The organism is Snodgrassella alvi (assembly GCF_040741455.2).
In the GTDB taxonomy this organism is placed as follows: Bacteria; Pseudomonadota; Gammaproteobacteria; order Burkholderiales; family Neisseriaceae; genus Snodgrassella; species Snodgrassella alvi_E.
The window spans coordinates 1,804,227-1,823,406 of record NZ_CP160328.2; the positions used below are offsets into that span (position 1 = coordinate 1,804,227).

The 19,180-nt window shown below is 43.9% G+C and carries 10 protein-coding genes, 4 tRNA genes, 2 rRNA genes and 1 other RNA gene; 12 read left to right on the forward strand and 5 right to left on the reverse strand.

Features of this window, described 5'->3' with window-relative positions; all coding sequences use genetic code 11:
* Positions 1-581 precede the first annotated feature (581 nt).
* The 4 genes from ABU615_RS08080 to ABU615_RS08095 all read left to right on the forward strand — a co-directional run bounded on the left by ABU615_RS08080 (position 582) and on the right by ABU615_RS08095 (position 4,477).
* Complete coding sequence (locus ABU615_RS08080; protein ID WP_370388804.1) at positions 582-1,715, forward strand: T6SS immunity protein Tli4 family protein; 1,134 nt, start codon at positions 582-584, stop codon at positions 1,713-1,715.
* A gap of 601 nt (positions 1,716-2,316) precedes the next feature.
* On the forward strand, positions 2,317-3,282 hold the full coding sequence (gene thiL / locus ABU615_RS08085) for a thiamine-phosphate kinase (protein WP_370388805.1): 966 nt from the start codon (positions 2,317-2,319) through the stop codon (positions 3,280-3,282).
* Positions 3,266-3,787 carry a phosphatidylglycerophosphatase A gene (locus ABU615_RS08090; RefSeq protein WP_370388806.1) on the forward strand — a complete coding sequence of 174 codons (522 nt, stop codon included), beginning with the start codon at positions 3,266-3,268 and terminating at the stop codon, positions 3,785-3,787. Before thiL ends, ABU615_RS08090 begins: the two co-directional genes overlap by 17 nt.
* Positions 3,788-3,931: 144 nt before the next feature.
* Positions 3,932-4,477 carry a ZapG family protein gene (locus tag ABU615_RS08095; protein WP_370388807.1) on the forward strand — a complete coding sequence of 182 codons (546 nt, stop codon included), beginning with the start codon at positions 3,932-3,934 and terminating at the stop codon, positions 4,475-4,477.
* A gap of 72 nt (positions 4,478-4,549) precedes the next feature.
* Here ABU615_RS08095 and ABU615_RS08100 read toward each other — a convergent pair whose 3' ends face one another.
* On the reverse strand, positions 4,550-5,968 hold the full coding sequence (locus ABU615_RS08100) for an exonuclease domain-containing protein (RefSeq protein ID WP_370388808.1): 1,419 nt from the start codon (positions 5,966-5,968) through the stop codon (positions 4,550-4,552).
* 220 nt (positions 5,969-6,188) lie between these two features.
* Between ABU615_RS08100 and ABU615_RS08105 the strand changes: the two genes are divergently transcribed.
* Positions 6,189-6,265: transfer RNA gene (locus tag ABU615_RS08105), tRNA-Arg, on the forward strand.
* A gap of 5 nt (positions 6,266-6,270) precedes the next feature.
* Positions 6,271-6,345, forward strand: a tRNA-Glu gene (locus tag ABU615_RS08110).
* Positions 6,346-6,450: 105 nt separating this feature from the next.
* On the opposite strand, the gene ABU615_RS08115 is transcribed toward ABU615_RS08110, so the two are convergent.
* The 3 genes from ABU615_RS08115 to ABU615_RS08125 form a co-directional block, all read right to left on the reverse strand.
* Positions 6,451-7,167, reverse strand: a complete 717-nt coding sequence (locus ABU615_RS08115) for an SIMPL domain-containing protein (protein WP_370388809.1) — start codon at positions 7,165-7,167, stop codon at positions 6,451-6,453.
* Positions 7,168-7,286: 119 nt separating this feature from the next.
* Positions 7,287-7,384, reverse strand: an RNA gene (gene ffs, locus ABU615_RS08120) — signal recognition particle sRNA small type.
* A 114-nt stretch (positions 7,385-7,498) separates the two neighbouring features.
* Complete coding sequence (locus ABU615_RS08125) at positions 7,499-8,908, reverse strand: DEAD/DEAH box helicase (RefSeq protein WP_370386576.1); 1,410 nt, start codon at positions 8,906-8,908, stop codon at positions 7,499-7,501.
* A gap of 425 nt (positions 8,909-9,333) precedes the next feature.
* Here ABU615_RS08125 and recA point away from each other — a divergent pair, with 425 nt between their 5' ends.
* Positions 9,334-10,383: a recombinase RecA gene (gene recA, locus ABU615_RS08130; protein ID WP_367431260.1), complete on the forward strand. Its 1,050-nt coding sequence runs from the start codon at positions 9,334-9,336 to the stop codon at positions 10,381-10,383.
* Between the two features lie 232 nt (positions 10,384-10,615).
* Positions 10,616-12,091, forward strand: a complete 1,476-nt coding sequence (trpE, locus tag ABU615_RS08135) for an anthranilate synthase component I (RefSeq protein WP_370388810.1) — start codon at positions 10,616-10,618, stop codon at positions 12,089-12,091.
* A gap of 175 nt (positions 12,092-12,266) precedes the next feature.
* Here the strand turns inward: trpE and modD are convergent, their stop codons facing one another.
* Positions 12,267-13,112 carry a ModD protein gene (modD, locus tag ABU615_RS08140; protein ID WP_370388811.1) on the reverse strand — a complete coding sequence of 282 codons (846 nt, stop codon included), beginning with the start codon at positions 13,110-13,112 and terminating at the stop codon, positions 12,267-12,269.
* Between the two features lie 1,036 nt (positions 13,113-14,148).
* Between modD and ABU615_RS08145 the strand changes: the two genes are divergently transcribed.
* The 4 genes from ABU615_RS08145 to ABU615_RS08160 all read left to right on the forward strand — a co-directional run bounded on the left by ABU615_RS08145 (position 14,149) and on the right by ABU615_RS08160 (position 19,145).
* Positions 14,149-15,687 (forward strand): 16S ribosomal RNA (locus ABU615_RS08145).
* A 77-nt stretch (positions 15,688-15,764) separates the two neighbouring features.
* Positions 15,765-15,841, forward strand: a tRNA-Ile gene (locus ABU615_RS08150).
* Between the two features lie 16 nt (positions 15,842-15,857).
* Positions 15,858-15,933, forward strand: a tRNA-Ala gene (locus ABU615_RS08155).
* A 322-nt stretch (positions 15,934-16,255) separates the two neighbouring features.
* Positions 16,256-19,145 (forward strand): 23S ribosomal RNA (locus tag ABU615_RS08160).
* Together the 16S and 23S rRNA genes with 2 tRNA genes alongside form the textbook arrangement of a ribosomal RNA operon.
* The last annotated feature ends 35 nt before the right edge of the window (positions 19,146-19,180 follow it).

Here is a 19,180-nt window from a genome sequence, read left to right on the forward strand (position 1 = left end):
TAAAATTTTCTAATCCATTTCGTTTGTGCCATCTATTTTAATAACTAATAAGTATTTGTACTATAGAATAAGTGACTGTTCTCCGCTGCTAATAATTGGTCAAATAGATTTTCCGCGCAAAACTTCTAATTAAAGTAAAGCTAGCACAACAATTCTTATTCATAGTTAATTGCAAATATAAAAGAGTATAAGTAAAAGCTAAAGGAGATTAATTTAGCGGATGCGCGCAATAACTTAAGCCAGATAAAAAACTTTTTTATTGGTAAGAAATAACTCTATTTTTTACCTAAACGGATAGATAAAGTTATTGTTGCAGCCATTGTATTGGTTGCTGTTTAGGCGGTATTAAAGTGTATCAGTTATCTTACATTAATTGAAAAGACTTAATTCACAAACAGGCTAGCAGCTAAATGTACATAGAGATAATTTATATTATTTTGAAGGGCGCTTTATATGGGACTGGTGAATGATTTAGATTCGAGCAAATAATGCTATTTATATGCAAGAAAATATTTTGAATTAACTATATAAAGAAGTTAATAAACCAGAATATTCTTCATAATGAAAAAGGTGCCTCTAGCATGAACACATTAACCCCCTTAAAAAAAAAGGGAGCCGTCGCGATTGCTCTATTCTTAACATTAATCAGTTGTCAGGCATTTAACAAAAATATTAAAAAATTGACTTTATCAGCAAACGAACAGCAGCAGGTTGATGCTTTACTAAACAATTCCCAGACACGCTGTGTTGGCACTTATTTAATTGATTTTCCTGCGGCATTTAAAGTCAATAATGAAAGCCTGTTTTATTATAAAGGCACGGGTGATTTTGTGATTACCACCCAAAAGCAGTATTTACCGCCGTTTAAACAGATGATCGCCCAGCGTGAGCAGGCGTTAAAAGATACTAAAACGATTGACCCGACCGATAGCCCCTATTTAAAAGCGGTGTATCCGGTACAGACTAATCATCCGGATAAAATGCAAGGAATTATTTTTGAACGGATGGAGAGTCCAGGTACCGATGATTCCGCCAGAATTCTTGAGGGTTACCGCTGGCAAGACGAAGTGACGTTAAAAATAGAGATGAAAGCGCAAAACGGTTCTGATAAAAAACATGATGAAAATCGGATGAAATATCCAGAACTCTATACAAATGATGTCCCAAAAAAATTACAAGAACTGCGCCAACTGTTTGAGCGAATTCAGCCACGTGATGATTTAAGTATTCCAATCACACCAGGCTTTTGTTTGTTACATGGATTTATGCAAGGTGAGGATAGCGAATGGAAAGATACCGAGGTTACTTATCGGTATAATGAGGACAATAATTTTTATTTTAGTATTTCGTATAACAATTATAAAGGTTTTTATAAGCTACTTGATCAAGCCGAAAGTTACGTAACCGATGATCGGGGGTACACTATTTATAAGGGCACGCGCGAAAGTCAAGGTTTGCTGTTAGAAGAGTGGTTAACCAAAGGGCAGTTTTTTTCGGATGAATCAGGTTATGAGTCAGATGACTGGTGGTATAAGTTTACATTAGGTATAAATATGCTCGATCCAACCTATAAAACGCCACAGTTGCAAATCAAAATGTATTATAAAATTCCCGAAGATGAAACCCAGGGGTATACGCAAGAGCAATTGATGGTGATTTGGCGAGAAATTACCAACAGTATTCGGGTGCGCGCGAGTGCTTTTGGATTGGAGTAAAGATAAATAATAGTGATATTGCCTTAATTTATTGAGGTATTTTCTAATTTGCTTGAATAATAGTTCAATACTCAATCCCAAACGGCGGTGGTAGTGTCCTCTAAAATGTGACGCTCTCCTTTGATGAGCCATCATTTTAACGAACAGTTTAGTTAAATCGTTATTTCAGTTTAATTTCAAATTGAACAGGGGATAAATAATTCAAATGCGAATGTTTTGTCATCCGTTTATAGTAGGCTTCAAAAAACCACAATCGCATCGATTAGTCTTTTTCGACGCGATTAATAAATATCGTGATGACATTGGTTTAGTGGTTTTGATGTTGGCAATATAGCAATTATTTTTGTTTCTGTAGAATAATTGCTTATATATTGTTCAGTTATTATTATTTGAAGATGGCGATTATTCCTTGCTTTATAAGTACCATATTGTCATTTTTTTTAAATAATATGGGAATTAATCAAGCTTTGGAATAAAAAAATAAAGATTGCATATTTGGTTATTCATACAATTATCAGTATATTTAAATACAAGCTTTTGTGGCACGATAAGCCAAGAATCTTTAGAATTATCCTAGATTTTAGATAAAATTGGATATTTGGTGACAGAGTTTGATTTCATTCAACAATATCTCCACCGGCAGCAGCAGGATAACGAACTGGTGTTGGGTATTGGTGATGATGCAGCCATCGTGCGGCCACGCAGTGGCTATGATTTGCATTTCAGTACAGATATGCTTGTGGGAGGAACCCATTTTTTTACAGATGTTGCCCCAGAAGATCTGGCGCATAAGGTATTAGCTGTCAATTTCTCAGATATGGCTGCTATGGGTGCTACTCCTCGCTGGGCTCTATTAAGCGTGGCATTGCCGGAGCTGAAACAAGACTGGTTAACCGCTTTTTGTGATGCATTGTTTGCACTGGCGCGTCGATTTGGTGTTACCTTAATAGGAGGAGATACCACTAAGGGTAATTGGGTGTTTAATGTTACCATTATTGGTGAAACACCACGCCAACACGCATTACGCCGAGATGCGGCACAACTGGGTGATGATATCTGGGTGACCGGATTGCTGGGGCTGGCTGCGGCTGCTCTGGATGTGTACTTGCATAAGACTTCTTTACCAGCTGCAGTATTTGCTCAGTGCGAAGCTAAACGACTGCGTCCGGAACCTCGTGTTGCACTAGGAAAGGAGCTTTTATCACTGGCACATGCGGCACAGGATATATCTGATGGTCTCACACAGGATATCAATCATATTCTCAAAGCCAGCAATGTTGGTGCAACAATAAATGTTGATTTGATTCCTTCATTACCAGATCTACGAATATCTGATGCATTTCTTCCGGCTCAGCTATACCATTGGCTTTTGGCTGGTGGTGACGATTATGAGCTGGTATTTACCGCTGCGCCCAGCCAACGTGAGGCAATTATGGCTGCAGCCAACAGAGCTACTACATCAGTAACAAAAATAGGTACCATTACCGCAGGGCGTGAGCTGCAATTAATTAATCATGCTGGCAATGTGATTCAGCTACAGCATCAGGGATTTGATCATTTTGGCTAATTCAGAAACGACTACACCTTTGGTTACCCCGACATGGCGCTGGTTATGTAAGCATCCAGTGTGTTGGCTGGGCTTTGGCTTTGGTAGCGGTCTGGCACCTAAAGCACCTGGTACATTTGGGACGCTACCAGCATTGCCCTTGGCTGCATTGTGGCTCATGCTCGGTTTTTCGTTCTGGTACAACATTGTGTTTGCTGTCTTTCTTTTTCTGGTGGGTATTTTTATTTGTGATTACACTGAAAAAGCATTACACCGACAAGACTATGGTGGCATAGTCTGGGATGAAATAGCTGCCATGGTGCTGATTTTATTCTGCATACCAGCTGGCTGGATATGGTGGTTAGCTGCATTTGCGGTTTTTCGCTTTTTTGATGCAGTTAAACCTTGGCCGATTCGCTGGTTTGATAAGCGTGTCCATGGTGGTTTTGGTATTATGCTTGACGATTTGATTGCGGCTTTGTTCAGCTTAGTGGTGTTGTTACTGAGCGTCTATCTAGTCATTTAACCAAATACAAATGTTGAAAATGTTTAGAACGACTAAATTTGAGCCATATAGCCGTAAATTAAATTACTTTATAGCTTCGATGGCTGTTATAGTCACAGCCGCTAGACATAACAAAAGCGATATTGATTGGAAAAGGAAAACAGTATGAATGGTCAGCTTTGGTTATATGTATCTTTAGCTGCAATAATCGGATTGTTGCTTGGATTGGGTTTGATGTGGTTAATTCTGCGCCGTGGAAAACAGCACCAGCACTATCAGGCCGTGAAAACCAGTTTTGATAACTATCGTCAGCAGGTAGACAAACATTTTATTGATACGGCTAATGCTATAGATGAAATGAATTGTAGTTATCAGAAAGTATTACAGCTATTAAATGCAGATGCGAAGCAATTAATGGAAAAAAAAGTCTTACAGGAGCAGCTGCGCAAACGTGCTGACAAGAGCATTACATTGGAATTCATGAGTAAAGGGGTGAATAAAAACTCTCCGGCTGATGCAGAATCATCCTTACCCTATACTGATATTACACAGGCAGCGGTTATACCGATTAATGGAATGCCGGACCAAGTGCCTGATCGCATCGGCCCCAATGTTGTTCACACGCATGAACAGCTGACTCAGCCCAAAAATTCCGTTCGGGACAATATAGCGACAACTAAAAACGAAGACTTACAGCAAAGCAAATCTTAAATACAAAATTATCATATTACTGAAAGCAGCAGGTTGTGACAGCTCATAAATACAACCTGCTGCTTTATTTCCTTAACAGATAAACTTAATATTTGTAGGTTTTTTCAGCCGTTGCTTCAGAAGTTTTGGTAGCAGCGGATGAAAGTACCAGTGTTGTTCATCCAGTCGAATGCAACCTGCCTGGGCTTCAATGATTATGTTGTTACCGGTAACAGCATCAATTTCAGTCAGCTGCAACTGGTGCCATTTGCCCCAGTCACAAACTGGTAATAATGGTGCATATTTTAAAATTAGCTTGTTGTGTTTCTGGGTAGCAGCATCCTGTCGGCAACTACCATCACATAACCCTGCTGCCTGTTTGGGGCAGGGTTCATTCTGGCCAAGACTTTGTGGCGTTATATCCAGCACCGCTGGACACAAATCATACTGGCGAGCCCATTCTGCCAGTGCTCGCTTGGCTGCCCGTGGATGAACAAATAATCCAAACGGTGGTTGAGACAGGATCCCTTCTCTGAGGTGAACAATCCTAGCCTGCAGCTGACCATGAAAGTTGGGAACAAAAGTAACTGTATACCATTTCGCTGGTGCATCTTTGGCATCTGTACAACTATATCCATGATGCAACAGATAATAGCCTTGCAGCCAAACTGCATGCAATGTACTTATTGATGGAATAAAATCTACGCTCCTAGTTAGCAACCATTCTTTTACAGTTTTTTTATGCTGGAGTAGCGTGCACATATCAGTAAATGCACGTTCCACTAACCTTATTTTGGCCTTTTCCTGCTGATTCGGCTGCCATAAAATCAGACCTGCACAATCTGGTAAAGAATACAACTGCTGGCGTAATTCTGATTGAAGCCATGAAGGCAGAAAACCAGGTTTAATCAATGTTTGCCAGTGGGTCATCCAAACTGATATGGTTTTTTCTTTCAAGCTGTATTGTAAAAATTCAGCCAGAGCTATGGCATCACCCATTGCCCGATGGCGTTTTGCAGCATCAATCTTAATCGCAAAGCGTTCAATAATGCTGTCTAGATTATGCTTAAAATATTGCGGATACAATTTGCGTGAAAATGGCACAGTGTCCAGGGTAGGAGCAGCAAAGTTAATCTGGCAGTGGGCAAAGGCATGGCGCAAAAAAGTATAATCAAAGCGGCTATTGTGAGCGACCAGTAAATGCCCTCTTAATAAGGGTAATAATTCTGTGGCAATATCAGTAAAAACTGGCTTATCCTGCACCATTTCATTGCTGATGCCGGTTAACTGAGTAATGAATTCGCTAATAGGCTGCTGTGGATTAATTAGCCATTGATGCCGGCTGATACAACCTTCATGAAACCTCAAAATGGCTATTTCAGTAATCCGGTCATTTTCAAAGTGACCACCGGTGGTTTCCAGATCAACAATCGCAACTGGCAACGGCAGCGTGAACAAAACCGCTGCCAGATCGGCAAATGCAGCGGCGTCATAATTGACAGCATGATTCATGACGCAAACAAATAACGCATAAAGAATAAGTATTTTATCTTAAAATGAATGCAAGTACAGCTAATAAAATATATGAAATGCATATTTAATCCTGTATTCAACGCCCTTAAATCGAAGAATTCTTTTTCATCAAAACAATATATTGCCTATTATTAATTTTTTTTGAGCATCGCTAGTGTTGACACTGGAGTCAATGTTGCCTATACTGCACATCTTTCACGCACCCGTAGCTCAGTTGGATAGAGTATCTGGCTACGAACCAGAGGGTCGGGCGTTCGAATCGCTCCGGGTGCACCAAATCCGCGCCCATCGTCTAGCGGTTAGGACATCGCCCTTTCACGGCGGTAACCGGGGTTCGATTCCCCGTGGGCGTGCCAGTTTAAAAGAAAAGCCAGTTCATTCGAGCTGGCTTTTCTTTTATCTTTCGTATTCAACTAAAACCCAATAATATGGATTTAGTTAAAAGAAGCATTGAGGCGTGATTAAGGTAATCCGGTAACCTGTATCTTTCCATTAATGTTTAGAGTTAACAGGGTTTCTCCAGCTGCAACGTCCTGAACTGGAGCAGAGTTACTAGCTCGGCTCATCATCAGAGGGCTAGCATAAGCGTTATAATTTCGACCACTCTGGCTGCTGCCTATACTCATATTCACTACTTTGTATCCATGTCCACCTAAATCATGAGTTATCTGTCGGGCTCGCTGCTGAAAAAGAGCAATGGCCTGCTGAGTCAATTTGGCTTCATTATTTTGCAGAGTAGCATCCGCAACCTGATAATCAATACCTTCAATCGCTGCCACTTTCTGAACTTCAGCAGCGAATCGATTTAGAGCAGATAAATTAGTACTTTTAATTTGTATCAGGGCAAAATCCTGCCAGCCATTGTCTATTCGCTTATCTTTTTGAAAATCAAATCTAGGCTCAACCCTACGGGTTAGCTGAGTGGTATTGAAATCTTCATGCCGGCGAGCACTGGCCAAAACCTGATTTAATTGATTAGTAACGGTACTGCTTACTTGTTGCCTGTTTATACCCTGCTGCTGAATTTTGAGTAGCAACACCATTTCATCGCGAGCTACAACTTGTTTCGCATCTGCAGTTAACTCAACGACACCATAATTCAGTCCTTCTGCCATGGAATTAAAACCACTAACAGACAGTATTATTGCGTACAAATAGGAAGAGTATCGAATATTCATTGTGTTAACTCTTGTTGTAATCAGATTGATGCAGATTAACAAAGCAGCAGAGTAAATACAATAATCAATTGATGAAAAGGAAAATAAGGAAATAAAAGATAGAATTTATTAGAGATGAGGGTGGCGAGCCAGACCCCCGGCACTGGTCGCTTTAGGCTGGGCTGCTTGCTTCCGCACCTGACCCGTTGTCCTAAATAACCATGCGAGGAGACCCGCCACAGCAGCGCATTATACCTATAGTTGGATTAATTCCCAAATTTTTTCACTATTTACTCATTTGCAAATAGAGTAGATGTTAAAACAATAATTATATCAAAGATTTAAATTATCTCTAAATACGGATTTTCGTTTTTCGAGCGCCAAAATTTGGTTGCAACAGAGCACATTGCGGATGATTATGCCGGCTAAAGCGGCGTGCTCGGCCAGGAATCTGCTGGCAAGTCACACTGACATCCTTATTATCCAATCCTTTATTATTGTTTTCTGAATTAAATTTGTTATTACGTTGATGCTGGTGTGGTGTGTGACTATTACTTTCCACTTTCACGGAGGATGTCTGTACAGCCTTATTTTCGGCCGGAGTCTGTTCCCACCAACGTGGCTCAAAACCCTCAATCCGCTCTATTAAAAGGTCATTTCCGGTCAATTCCTTTATCGCACCGAATACTTTCTGTTCCTGCTCATCCATTAATGAAATGGCCACGCCTTCTGCGCCGGCACGTCCCGTACGTCCTATTCGGTGTACATAGTCTTCAGCATTCAGTGGCAGTTCATAATTAATTACAAAAGGCAGTTCGGCAATATCCAGTCCTCTAGCCGCCACATCAGTAGCCACCAGAACACGTAAACTGCCTTCCTTAAATTGAGCCAGTGTTTCCAGACGTGTTTGCTGCGATTTATCACCATGAATTGCCTGTGCAGTAATACCCCGTCGGTTTAATTCGCGATTGACCTGATCAACACTTTGCTTGGTGTTGCAGAATACAATTACCTGATTCATGTTCAGGTCGCATATCAGCCGTTGCAGAAGAGAACGTTTGCGTCCACTATCCAATGCAATGATATGTTGCTCCACATTGGCCGAAGTGGTATTTTGTGCTGTTACCTGAATTTTCTCAGGGTGATGCATGAAATCCTGTGCCAGCCGCTGAATTGCCGGTGCAAAAGTAGCTGAAAACAGTAGTGTTTGCCGTTGCGGTGGCAGCATCTGCATAATTTTGCGGATATCATCAATAAACCCCATATCCAGCATACGGTCTGCTTCGTCCAACACCACAATTTCCACCTTGTTCAGTTGAATATTTTTTTGCTGAACATGATCCAGCAGACGTCCTACTGTAGCAATGACAATTTCACAGCCCTGACGTAAATTCTGTTTCTGGATTTCCATATTCATACCACCAAACAAAACCGTCTGGCGTAAAGACAGATTTTTTAGATACCCCTGTACATTCTGGTCAATTTGATCTGCCAGTTCACGCGTAGGTGTCAGTACCAACATACGTACCGGATGCATCGCCGGAGAAGTACTGGTATTTCCATAACACTTTAGTCGCTCCAGACTCGGCAGCATAAATGCTGCGGTTTTTCCAGTACCGGTCTGTGCTGCCGCAAGTAAATCCACTCCAGCCAAAGCCTTTGGAATAGCGGCAGATTGGATAGGCGTAGGTTCCTGATAGCCCTGATCAGAAAGTGCAGAGACAATTTCCTGAGATAAGCCCAAATTGGCAAAAGCATTCATATAAGACAACCCCCAGCTGCTGCCAGCAATGACAAGCAACTGTAACGAATTCGATAGAACTAATTACTGAACAAATGTCAGCATTGTGAAAGACAACCTAACAACCGCTATCCGGCCGTCATGGAAGAGTCATAGCAACAACTAAAGTTACTAAAGTAAGACAATAGTGTATCATCTTTATCAACCTCTTATAAACTTGACTGACAACCGTCTGCAATCAATAAAAATTCGTAAAAAATTATTCTGAGGAAATAACTTCATAAGTGGAAAACAGGCAGCTGTCGGACATTTCCACTCACAGCAGACAATAACAAAACTGTAAAATTCAAATACATAGCATAACTAAACTTTTGCTAAACACCTGACCAGAACCTTATGCGATAATTGATTTATTTAATCAATTATAAACAGGCGAGCACAACATCATGTCAGATGAAAAAAGCAAAGCACTGGCTGCGGCCCTAGCCCAAATAGAAAGAAGTTTTGGTAAAGGTTCCATCATGAAAATGGATGGCAGCCATACTGATGAAAACCTTGAAGTCATTTCTACCGGTTCACTTGGACTAGACTTGGCTTTGGGCGTAGGTGGCCTACCCAGAGGTCGTATTGTAGAAATCTACGGTCCAGAATCATCCGGTAAAACCACACTCTGTCTAGAAGCCATTGCTCAATGTCAGAAAGGTGGAGGTACCTGCGCCTTTATCGATGCCGAAAATGCCTTTGACCCCATCTATGCACGTAAACTAGGTGTAAAAGTTGAAGAATTATTGGTTTCCCAACCGGATACCGGTGAACAGGCTCTGGAGATCTGTGACATGCTGGTACGCAGTGGTGGTGTAGATATGGTTGTCGTTGACTCCGTTGCTGCACTGGTACCTAAAGCTGAAATCGAAGGCGAAATGGGTGACAGCCATGTTGGTTTACAGGCTCGTCTGATGAGTCAGGCCTTACGCAAATTAACTGGTAACATTAAAAAAACCAACACACTGGTTATCTTTATCAACCAGATTCGCATGAAAATCGGCGTAATGTTTGGAAACCCTGAAACCACGACTGGCGGTAATGCACTTAAATTTTACTCATCCGTACGATTGGATATCCGCAAAATCGGCCAGATTAAAAAAGGGGATGACGTCATTGGTAACGAAACACGCGTGAAAGTGATTAAAAACAAAGTTGCTCCGCCGTTTAAGCAAGCCGAATTTGATATTTTATATGGCGAAGGCGTAAGCTGGGAGGGAGAACTGATAGATATTGGCGTTAAACTGGGTATCGTTGAAAAAGCTGGTGCTTGGTACAGCTACAATGGCAGCAAAATTGGTCAGGGTAAAGATAATGTACGCCAGTGGCTTAAAGACAACCCAGAAATTGCCAATGAAATCAATTTTAAAATTCGCAACAAAGTCGGTATCACTGCGCAGAATACCGAAGGGCAACTGGACGAAACTGACGGTGAAGCACCAGTTGACGAGTAAACCAGCAAAAAAGCTGCCCATCAAACGGCAGCTTTTTTATTGACAAGTCTGATTTCACTCCAAATAACAGTATATTAAGTCATCTCTCCTACGTGCATGTCATAACAAAAAAGCCTGCGTAAAAAATGCTTTTCATTATGAATTACGCTATGATATGAATCAGTAAAAAACAATAGTTTAAAAGCATCATTATTCTGAGCAAGCATATCAATACACAGACCAAATAAATATCATGATTACCCTAGCTGAATACCAGCAACAGACTGCAGCCGGCTATACGCATATCCCTTTAGTGCAGGAAGTGTTAGCCGACATGGATACCCCCTTATCGCTCTATCTTAAATTAGCAAACAAACCATTCAGCTACCTGCTCGAATCTGTAGTAAACGGCGAGCGGTTTGGACGTTATTCTTTTATAGGTCTACCCTGTGATACCTATTTGAAAATATCTGGGCAAACTACCAATGTATATCAGCAGGCGCAGCTAGTTGAGACATATCAGGGTAATCCACTGTCTTTTATCAACCAATTTCAGTCCCGTTATAAAACACCTGCTATTCCGAATTTGCCTCGCTTTACCGGAGGACTAGTTGGCTATTTTGGTTACGAAACAATATACCATTTCGAGCAGATTGCTCACCGTCTAAAACAAGCAGATAAACCTAACCCCATAGGGACACCAGATATATTTTTATTACTTTCCTTAGAGCTGGCCGTAGTAGACAATCTATCCGGTAAAATCTATTTGATTGTTTATGCAGATACCAGCAAAAAAGACGGTTATCAACAGGCAAGGTCACGGCTTGAAGAACTCCGTACCGCTCTGCGTCAAAGCGTACAACTACCCCTTTCTCTTGGTAGCAAGCATACAGAAGCAGTACCAGAAACCGGTGCAGAGCAGTACAAAAATTATGTTAAGCAAGTACGGGAATACATTCTTGATGGCGATTGCATGCAAGTCGTGCCTAGCCAGCGCCTAAGTATGCCATTTCATGACAATCCACTCAGTCTCTATCGTGCGTTACGCACCTTAAATCCTTCACCTTATTTATTTTATTACCATTTTGACGATTTTCATGTGGTTGGTTCCTCACCGGAAATTCTGGTGCGGCGAGAACAGAACAACGTTACCGTACGCCCCATTGCCGGTACCCGGCCTCGTGGAAAAACACCGGAAGAAGATCAGGCGCTGGCACAGGAACTAAGCCACGACCCCAAAGAAGTAGCCGAGCATGTTATGTTAATCGACCTTGGTCGTAATGACGTCGGTCGCATCAGCAAAACAGGACAAGTAAAAGTAACTGATAAAATGGTTATTGAACGTTATTCTCATGTCATGCATCTGGTTTCCAACGTTGAGGGTGTGTTACAGGATGGCATTTCCAATCTAGATGTACTCGCCGCAACTTTTCCAGCCGGAACACTATCAGGAGCACCCAAAGTGCGTGCTCTGGAAATTATCGAAGAGCTAGAACCAAATAAACGTGGTATCTATGGTGGCGCAGCCGGCTATCTAAGTTTTTCTGGTGACATGGATTTATGTATCGCCATCCGTACCGGAGTTATCAGAAATAACACTCTTTTTGTACAAAGCGGGGGCGGCATCGTATTTGACTCTGATGAAGAACTGGAATGGCAAGAAACTCAGAATAAAGCTAAAGCCGTAATCCGAGCAGCACATATGGTGCAGCAAGGGCTGGATAAATAACCAGTCTTCAGGCTTATACGGTAGATAAAAAACGATGGCTAAGCTGACATCACCAAAACACACCATCTTAGCCATCGTTAAACCAAATAAAATACAAAAACAAGCAAAGCATTGCATAAGCGTGGTCGATATTACAGAACCAACCCTTGAGCCATAACTTCGACTAAAATTCAACTCAAATAGGTTGTAAACGTACCTTAATATCTATCGGTGGCGCATAATAGGGCGCAGAAGTTACCAATAATAGCGCACCGGCACGCACATAATCCGCCACATTCATTAACGTAATTCCTCCTGCTGCTGATAGCAAACACCTCGGTGCCAGCGATTGAGCTTGCTGCATTACCAAAGCAAATTGTTCCGGTGAAAATTTATCCAATTGCACAATATCAGGCTGTACATTTAAAGCAGCCACAGCCTCTTCAATATTATCTGCTTCAACAATAACCTTCTTTTCCGGCGCATACCTCCGGAGTTTAGTCACCATAGCATCCCAGTTATCGGGTTCTGCATAAAAACGGCGATGATTGGCAAATAACAACACCGACTCAGCCGTACCTGCACGATGTAAAATCCCCCCACCATCAATCACCGCCACAATTGCCAGCGTCTTAGTGCCGGGAATACTTTTGCGCGTACAGGCAATCTGTACCAGTGGATTAATAGCCTGAGCTGTGGTCACCATCTGCGCCATATATTGCGCCACACCGCCACACCATTCCAGCACATTTTGTACCACCTTCCAGCCCAAATGCAGCTTTTCTGCTGAGCCGGAAGCCGTCACTAATACCGTACCTGCAGCCACATCTTCCCCATCTTTCACATGAACCACCACATCTAGAGCCAGCTTTTGCAACAACCTTACAGCCACAGCCACACCACTTACCCGACCGGCCATCTGCCGACAAAACGTCATCTGTCCTAAACGGTCACCCACACCCAAAGCCCGTGTCGTTAAATCACCATATGCAACATCGTCCAGTAACAGCCTGTCCAGTTCAGCATCAGATAAATAAAACATTCTCTATTTCCCCCTAAAATTAATAAGCAGCCTACAAATAAAAACAGCTTATATTCAGAACAGCAGGAAATACAGCCTGCGGGATATTTACACTACGAAACTTTGCTGCCTTACTTTATTATTTTAATATTTTTCTCAATTTGTTAAGAGAGAATCAGAATATCCCATTCCGGTAACATTCTTACGCAAAGGATAAATATCTTTTCGCGTAATACCTCTATTCTCAACAATCGATTGTACTTTCATAGGATGCAACTTCTGAGGAATAATATGCTTTATGTTTTACACATTTTGTTTACCACTTTCAAAACTACTCTCAAGCAGCAAAATCAAAAAAAACGCATCCACAATTTCGTCATAATACAAACAATACATAATAGACTACTGACAGAGCGTGACCATATCATCAGTATTACCACTGTACCTTCGACCTAATTTAATTTACAGGTAACTAAATGAAATGGTGCATATGCTTGAGCAAATGCAAAACACGCGTGCATAACCATCAGACGAATCTCTAGTGAAAAAACATCAATTTATAAAAAGCCTGTTAAGTAATAGACCTTAGCGGGCTCAATTTAACGGAAAAAAGTAATCGCCGTTTCTAAAAACCATAAACAGAAAAAAGAAAAGCCAAATACCAAGTCAAAGTACTACAACAGTCAAATCACAAAGGGGTTGGGTTAAATGACTAAATGAAGACCAGTAACCGGGGTGAGAGCAGTAAAAATAAATCTTATTAGAACAGTGGCTTGGTGGATTGGATAAAAATAAGAGGAGGAAGTAGTTGACAGGGTGGATGCAGGGGCGTATAGTTCGCCTTCTTCGCTGAGACGCGAGCCGAAACGAACGAAACAGTTTAAAGTAGAACGCAGTCGAAAGCAACGCTCTTTAACAGAACAGATTACCGATAAGTGTGAGTGCGGATAAGCCTCACACTGATTCAGAGGGACAGGATAGTAATAAATCTTGTCAATAACTTTGAAGCAGACCAGTGATACTGAAGGGAACTTCAGGATTACAACAAGCTAAGATTAAACATAAGAGTTTGATCCTGGCTCAGATTGAACGCTGGCGGCATGCTTTACACATGCAAGTCGAACGGCAGCACGGAGAGCTTGCTCTCTGGTGGCGAGTGGCGAACGGGTGAGTAATGCATCGGAACGTACCGAGTAATGGGGGATAACTGTCCGAAAGGATGGCTAATACCGCATACGCCCTGAGGGGGAAAGCGGGGGATCTTAGGACCTCGCGTTATTTGAGCGGCCGATGTTGGATTAGCTAGTTGGTGGGGTAAAGGCCTACCAAGGCGACGATCCATAGCGGGTCTGAGAGGATGATCCGCCACATTGGGACTGAGACACGGCCCAAACTCCTACGGGAGGCAGCAGTGGGGAATTTTGGACAATGGGGGGAACCCTGATCCAGCCATGCCGCGTGTCTGAAGAAGGCCTTCGGGTTGTAAAGGACTTTTGTTAGGGAAGAAAAGCCGGGTGCTAATACCACCTGGTGCTGACGGTACCTAAAGAATAAGCACCGGCTAACTACGTGCCAGCAGCCGCGGTAATACGTAGGGTGCGAGCGTTAATCGGAATTACTGGGCGTAAAGCGAGCGCAGACGGTTAGATAAGTCAGATGTGAAATCCCCGAGCTCAACTTGGGACGTGCATTTGAAACTGTCTAACTAGAGTGTGTCAGAGGGAGGTAGAATTCCACGTGTAGCAGTGAAATGCGTAGAGATGTGGAGGAATACCGATGGCGAAGGCAGCCTCCTGGGATAACACTGACGTTCATGCTCGAAAGCGTGGGTAGCAAACAGGATTAGATACCCTGGTAGTCCACGCCCTAAACGATGACAATTAGCTGTTGGGGCACTAGATGTCTTAGTAGCGAAGCTAACGCGAGAAATTGTCCGCCTGGGGAGTACGGTCGCAAGATTAAAACTCAAAGGAATTGACGGGGACCCGCACAAGCGGTGGATGATGTGGATTAATTCGATGCAACGCGAAGAACCTTACCTGGTCTTGACATGTACGGAATCTCTTAGAGATAGGAGAGTGCCTTCGGGAACCGTAACACAGGTGCTGCATGGCTGTCGTCAGCTCGTGTCGTGAGATGTTGGGTTAAGTCCCGCAACGAGCGCAACCCTTGTCATTAGTTGCCATCATTAAGTTGGGCACTCTAATGAGACTGCCGGTGACAAACCGGAGGAAGGTGGGGATGACGTCAAGTCCTCATGGCCCTTATGACCAGGGCTTCACACGTCATACAATGGTCGGTACAGAGGGTAGCGAAGCCGCGAGGTGAAGCCAATCTCAGAAAGCCGATCGTAGTCCGGATTGCACTCTGCAACTCGAGTGCATGAAGTCGGAATCGCTAGTAATCGCAGGTCAGCATACTGCGGTGAATACGTTCCCGGGTCTTGTACACACCGCCCGTCACACCATGGGAGTGGGGGATACCAGAATTGGGTAGACTAACCGCAAGGGGGTCGCTTAACACGGTATGCTTCATGACTGGGGTGAAGTCGTAACAAGGTAGCCGTAGGGGAACCTGCGGCTGGATCACCTCCTTTCTAGAGAAAAGAAGAGGGTTATTCGCATTCACACTTATCGGTAAACTGAAAAGATGCGAGAAGAGACTGAATAAACTGGGTTTGTAGCTCAGCTGGTTAGAGCACACGCTTGATAAGCGTGGGGTCGGAGGTTCAAGTCCTCCCAGACCCACCACTTATTTAAGAAGAGAGGGGGCATAGCTCAGTTGGTAGAGCACCTGCTTTGCAAGCAGGGGGTCATCGGTTCGATCCCGTTTGCCTCCACCACACTTTACTTTGGAAATTAAATTGAGTTTATCTGGAAGCAGATGAAGCGGAAGCTGAATTTAATTTGCGAAGTAACGCATCGATCTTTAACAAATTGGAAAGCCGAAATCAACAAACAAAGATTGAGGCATGGAAGCAGAGTCTGGAGACGGATGAAGTGGAAGTGCTGAAAGAATTGGGTGATGATTGTATCGCTGAGCAACGAAGACAAAAGGCGTTGTTCAGACAACCAAGAAGTAAGCTTTATGAGAGTAGGGAGCTTAAGTCATGATTACAGGTCAACGGTAGTTGTGATGAAGTCAAGAGGTTCTTGAAATGATAGAGTCAAGTGAATAAGTGCATCAGGTGGATGCCTTGGCGATGATAGGCGAAGAAGGACGTGTAAGCCTGCGAAAAGCGTGGGGGAGCTGGCAATAGAGCTGTGATCCCGCGATATCCGAATGGGGAAACCCACCATGTAAAAGCATGGTATCCTAAACTGAATACATAGGTTTAGAGAAGCGAACCTGGAGAACTGAACCATCTAAGTACCCAGAGGAAAAGAAATCAACCGAGATTGCGCAAGTAGTGGCGAGCGAACGCGTAAGAGCCTGTATATGATAGTCACTGAGATAGAAGAACAAGCTGGGAAGCTTGGCCACAGAGGGTGATAGCCCCGTATTTGAAATTTCAGAGATGGTACTAAGTATACGAGAAGTAGGGCGGGACACGAGAAATCCTGTCTGAATATGGGGGGACCATCCTCCAAGGCTAAATACTCATCATCGACCGATAGTGAACCAGTACCGTGAGGGAAAGGCGAAAAGAACCCCGGGAGGGGAGTGAAACAGAACCTGAAACCTGATGCATACAAACAGTGGGAGCGGAGTAATCCGTGACTGCGTACCTTTTGTATAATGGGTCAACGACTTACATTCAGTAGCGAGCTTAACCGATTAGGGGAGGCGCAGGGAAACCGAGTCTTAATAGGGCGACGAGTTGCTGGGTGTAGACCCGAAACCGAGTGATCTATCCATGGCCAGGTTGAAGGTGCCGTAACAGGTACTGGAGGACCGAACCCACGCATGTTGCAAAATGCGGGGATGAGCTGTGGATAGGGGTGAAAGGCTAAACAAACTCGGAGATAGCTGGTTCTCCCCGAAAACTATTTAGGTAGTGCCTCGAGCAAGACACTGATGGGGGTAAAGCACTGTTATGGCTAGGGGGTCATTGCGACTTACCAACCCATGGCAAACTAAGAATACCATCAAGTGGTTCCTCGGGAGACAGACATCGGGTGCTAACGTCCGGTGTCAAGAGGGAAACAACCCAGACCGCCAGCTAAGGTCCCAAATGACAGATTAAGTGGTAAACGAAGTGGGAAGGCCGAGACAGCCAGGATGTTGGCTTAGAAGCAGCCATCATTTAAAGAAAGCGTAATAGCTCACTGGTCGAGTCGTCCTGCGCGGAAGATGTAACGGGGCTCAAATCTGTAACCGAAGCTGCGGATGTCAGGCAACTGACATGGTAGGGGAGCGTTCTGTAGGCCGAAGAAGGTGTGTTGAGAAGCATGCTGGAGGTATCAGAAGTGCGAATGTTGACATGAGTAGCGATAAACAGGGTGAAAAGCCCTGTCGCCGAAAACCCAAGGTTTCCTACGCAACGTTCATCGGCGTAGGGTGAGTCGGCCCCTAAGGCAAGGCAGAGATGCGTAGTCGATGGGAAACAGGTTAATATTCCTGTACTTGATTCAAATGCGATGTGGGGACGGAGAAGGTTAGGTCATCGATCTGTTGGAATAGATCGTTTAAGCCGGTAGGTGGAGCACTTAGGCAAATCCGGGTGCTTAACGCCGAGAAGTGATGACGAGTGTCTAAGGACACGAAGTGACTGATACCACGCTTCCAGGAAAAGCCACTAAGCTTCAGTTTGAATGAAACCGTACCGCAAACCGACACAGGTGGGTAGGATGAGAATTCTAAGGCGCTTGAGAGAACTCAGGAGAAGGAACTCGGCAAATTGATACCGTAACTTCGGGAGAAGGTATGCCTCTGATGGTGAAAGATTTACTCTGTAAGCTATTAGAGGTCGCAGAGAATAGGTGGCTGCGACTGTTTAATAAAAACACAGCACTCTGCAAACACGAAAGTGGACGTATAGGGTGTGACGCCTGCCCGGTGCTGGAAGGTTAATTGAAGATGTGCAAGCATCGGATCGAAGCCCCAGTAAACGGCGGCCGTAACTATAACGGTCCTAAGGTAGCGAAATTCCTTGTCGGGTAAGTTCCGACCCGCACGAATGGCGTAACGATGGCCACACTGTCTCCTCCTGAGACTCAGCGAAGTTGAAATGGTTGTGAAGATGCAATCTCCCCGCTGCTAGACGGAAAGACCCCGTGAACCTTTACTGTAGCTTTGCATTGGACTTTGAAGTCACTTGTGTAGGATAGGTGGGAGGCTAAGAAGCAGGAACGCTAGTTTCTGTGGAGCCGTCCTTGAAATACCACCCTGGTGACTTTGAGGTTCTAACCCGGATCCATTATCTGGATCGGGGACCGTGCATGGTAGGCAGTTTGACTGGGGCGGTCTCCTCCCAAAGAGTAACGGAGGAGTTCGAAGGTTACCTAGGTCCGGTCGGAAATCGGACTGATAGTACAATGGCACAAGGTAGCTTAACTGCGAGACCGACAAGTCGAGCAGGTGCGAAAGCAGGACATAGTGATCCGGTGGTTCTGAATGGAAGGGCCATCGCTCAACGGATAAAAGGTACTCCGGGGATAACAGGCTGATTCCGCCCAAGAGTTCATATCGACGGCGGAGTTTGGCACCTCGATGTCGGCTCATCACATCCTGGGGCTGTAGTCGGTCCCAAGGGTATGGCTGTTCGCCATTTAAAGTGGTACGTGAGCTGGGTTTAAAACGTCGTGAGACAGTTTGGTCCCTATCTGCAGTGGGCGTTGGAAGTTTGACGGGGGCTGCTCCTAGTACGAGAGGACCGGAGTGGACGAACCTCTGGTGTACCGGTTGTGACGCCAGTCGCATCGCCGGGTAGCTAAGTTCGGAAGAGATAAACGCTGAAAGCATCTAAGCGTGAAACTCGCCTGAAGATGAGACTTCCCTAGGGATTTAATCCCTCTAAAGAGACGTTCGAGACCAGGACGTTGATAGGTCGGGTGTGGAAGAGTGGTAACACTTGGAGCTAACCGATACTAATTGCTCGTGAGGCTTGACTCTATCATTTGAAGGACTTCGCACGCAGAAGATGTGCA

Bases quoted from the DNA above. Each gene is read 5' to 3' on its own strand.
- ABU615_RS08080 (WP_370388804.1), top strand. From the start codon at position 582: ATGAACACATTAACCCCCTTAAAAAAAAAGGGAGCCGTCGCGATTGCT.
- ABU615_RS08095 (WP_370388807.1), top strand. From the start codon at position 3,932: ATGAATGGTCAGCTTTGGTTATATGTATCTTTAGCTGCAATAATCGGA.
- ABU615_RS08100 (WP_370388808.1), bottom strand. From the start codon at position 5,968: ATGAATCATGCTGTCAATTATGACGCCGCTGCATTTGCCGATCTGGCA.
- ABU615_RS08115 (WP_370388809.1), bottom strand. From the start codon at position 7,167: ATGAATATTCGATACTCTTCCTATTTGTACGCAATAATACTGTCTGTT.
- ABU615_RS08125 (WP_370386576.1), bottom strand. From the start codon at position 8,908: ATGAATGCTTTTGCCAATTTGGGCTTATCTCAGGAAATTGTCTCTGCA.
- recA (WP_367431260.1), top strand. From the start codon at position 9,334: ATGTCAGATGAAAAAAGCAAAGCACTGGCTGCGGCCCTAGCCCAAATA.
- trpE (WP_370388810.1), top strand. From the start codon at position 10,616: ATGATTACCCTAGCTGAATACCAGCAACAGACTGCAGCCGGCTATACG.
- modD (WP_370388811.1), bottom strand. From the start codon at position 13,112: ATGTTTTATTTATCTGATGCTGAACTGGACAGGCTGTTACTGGACGAT.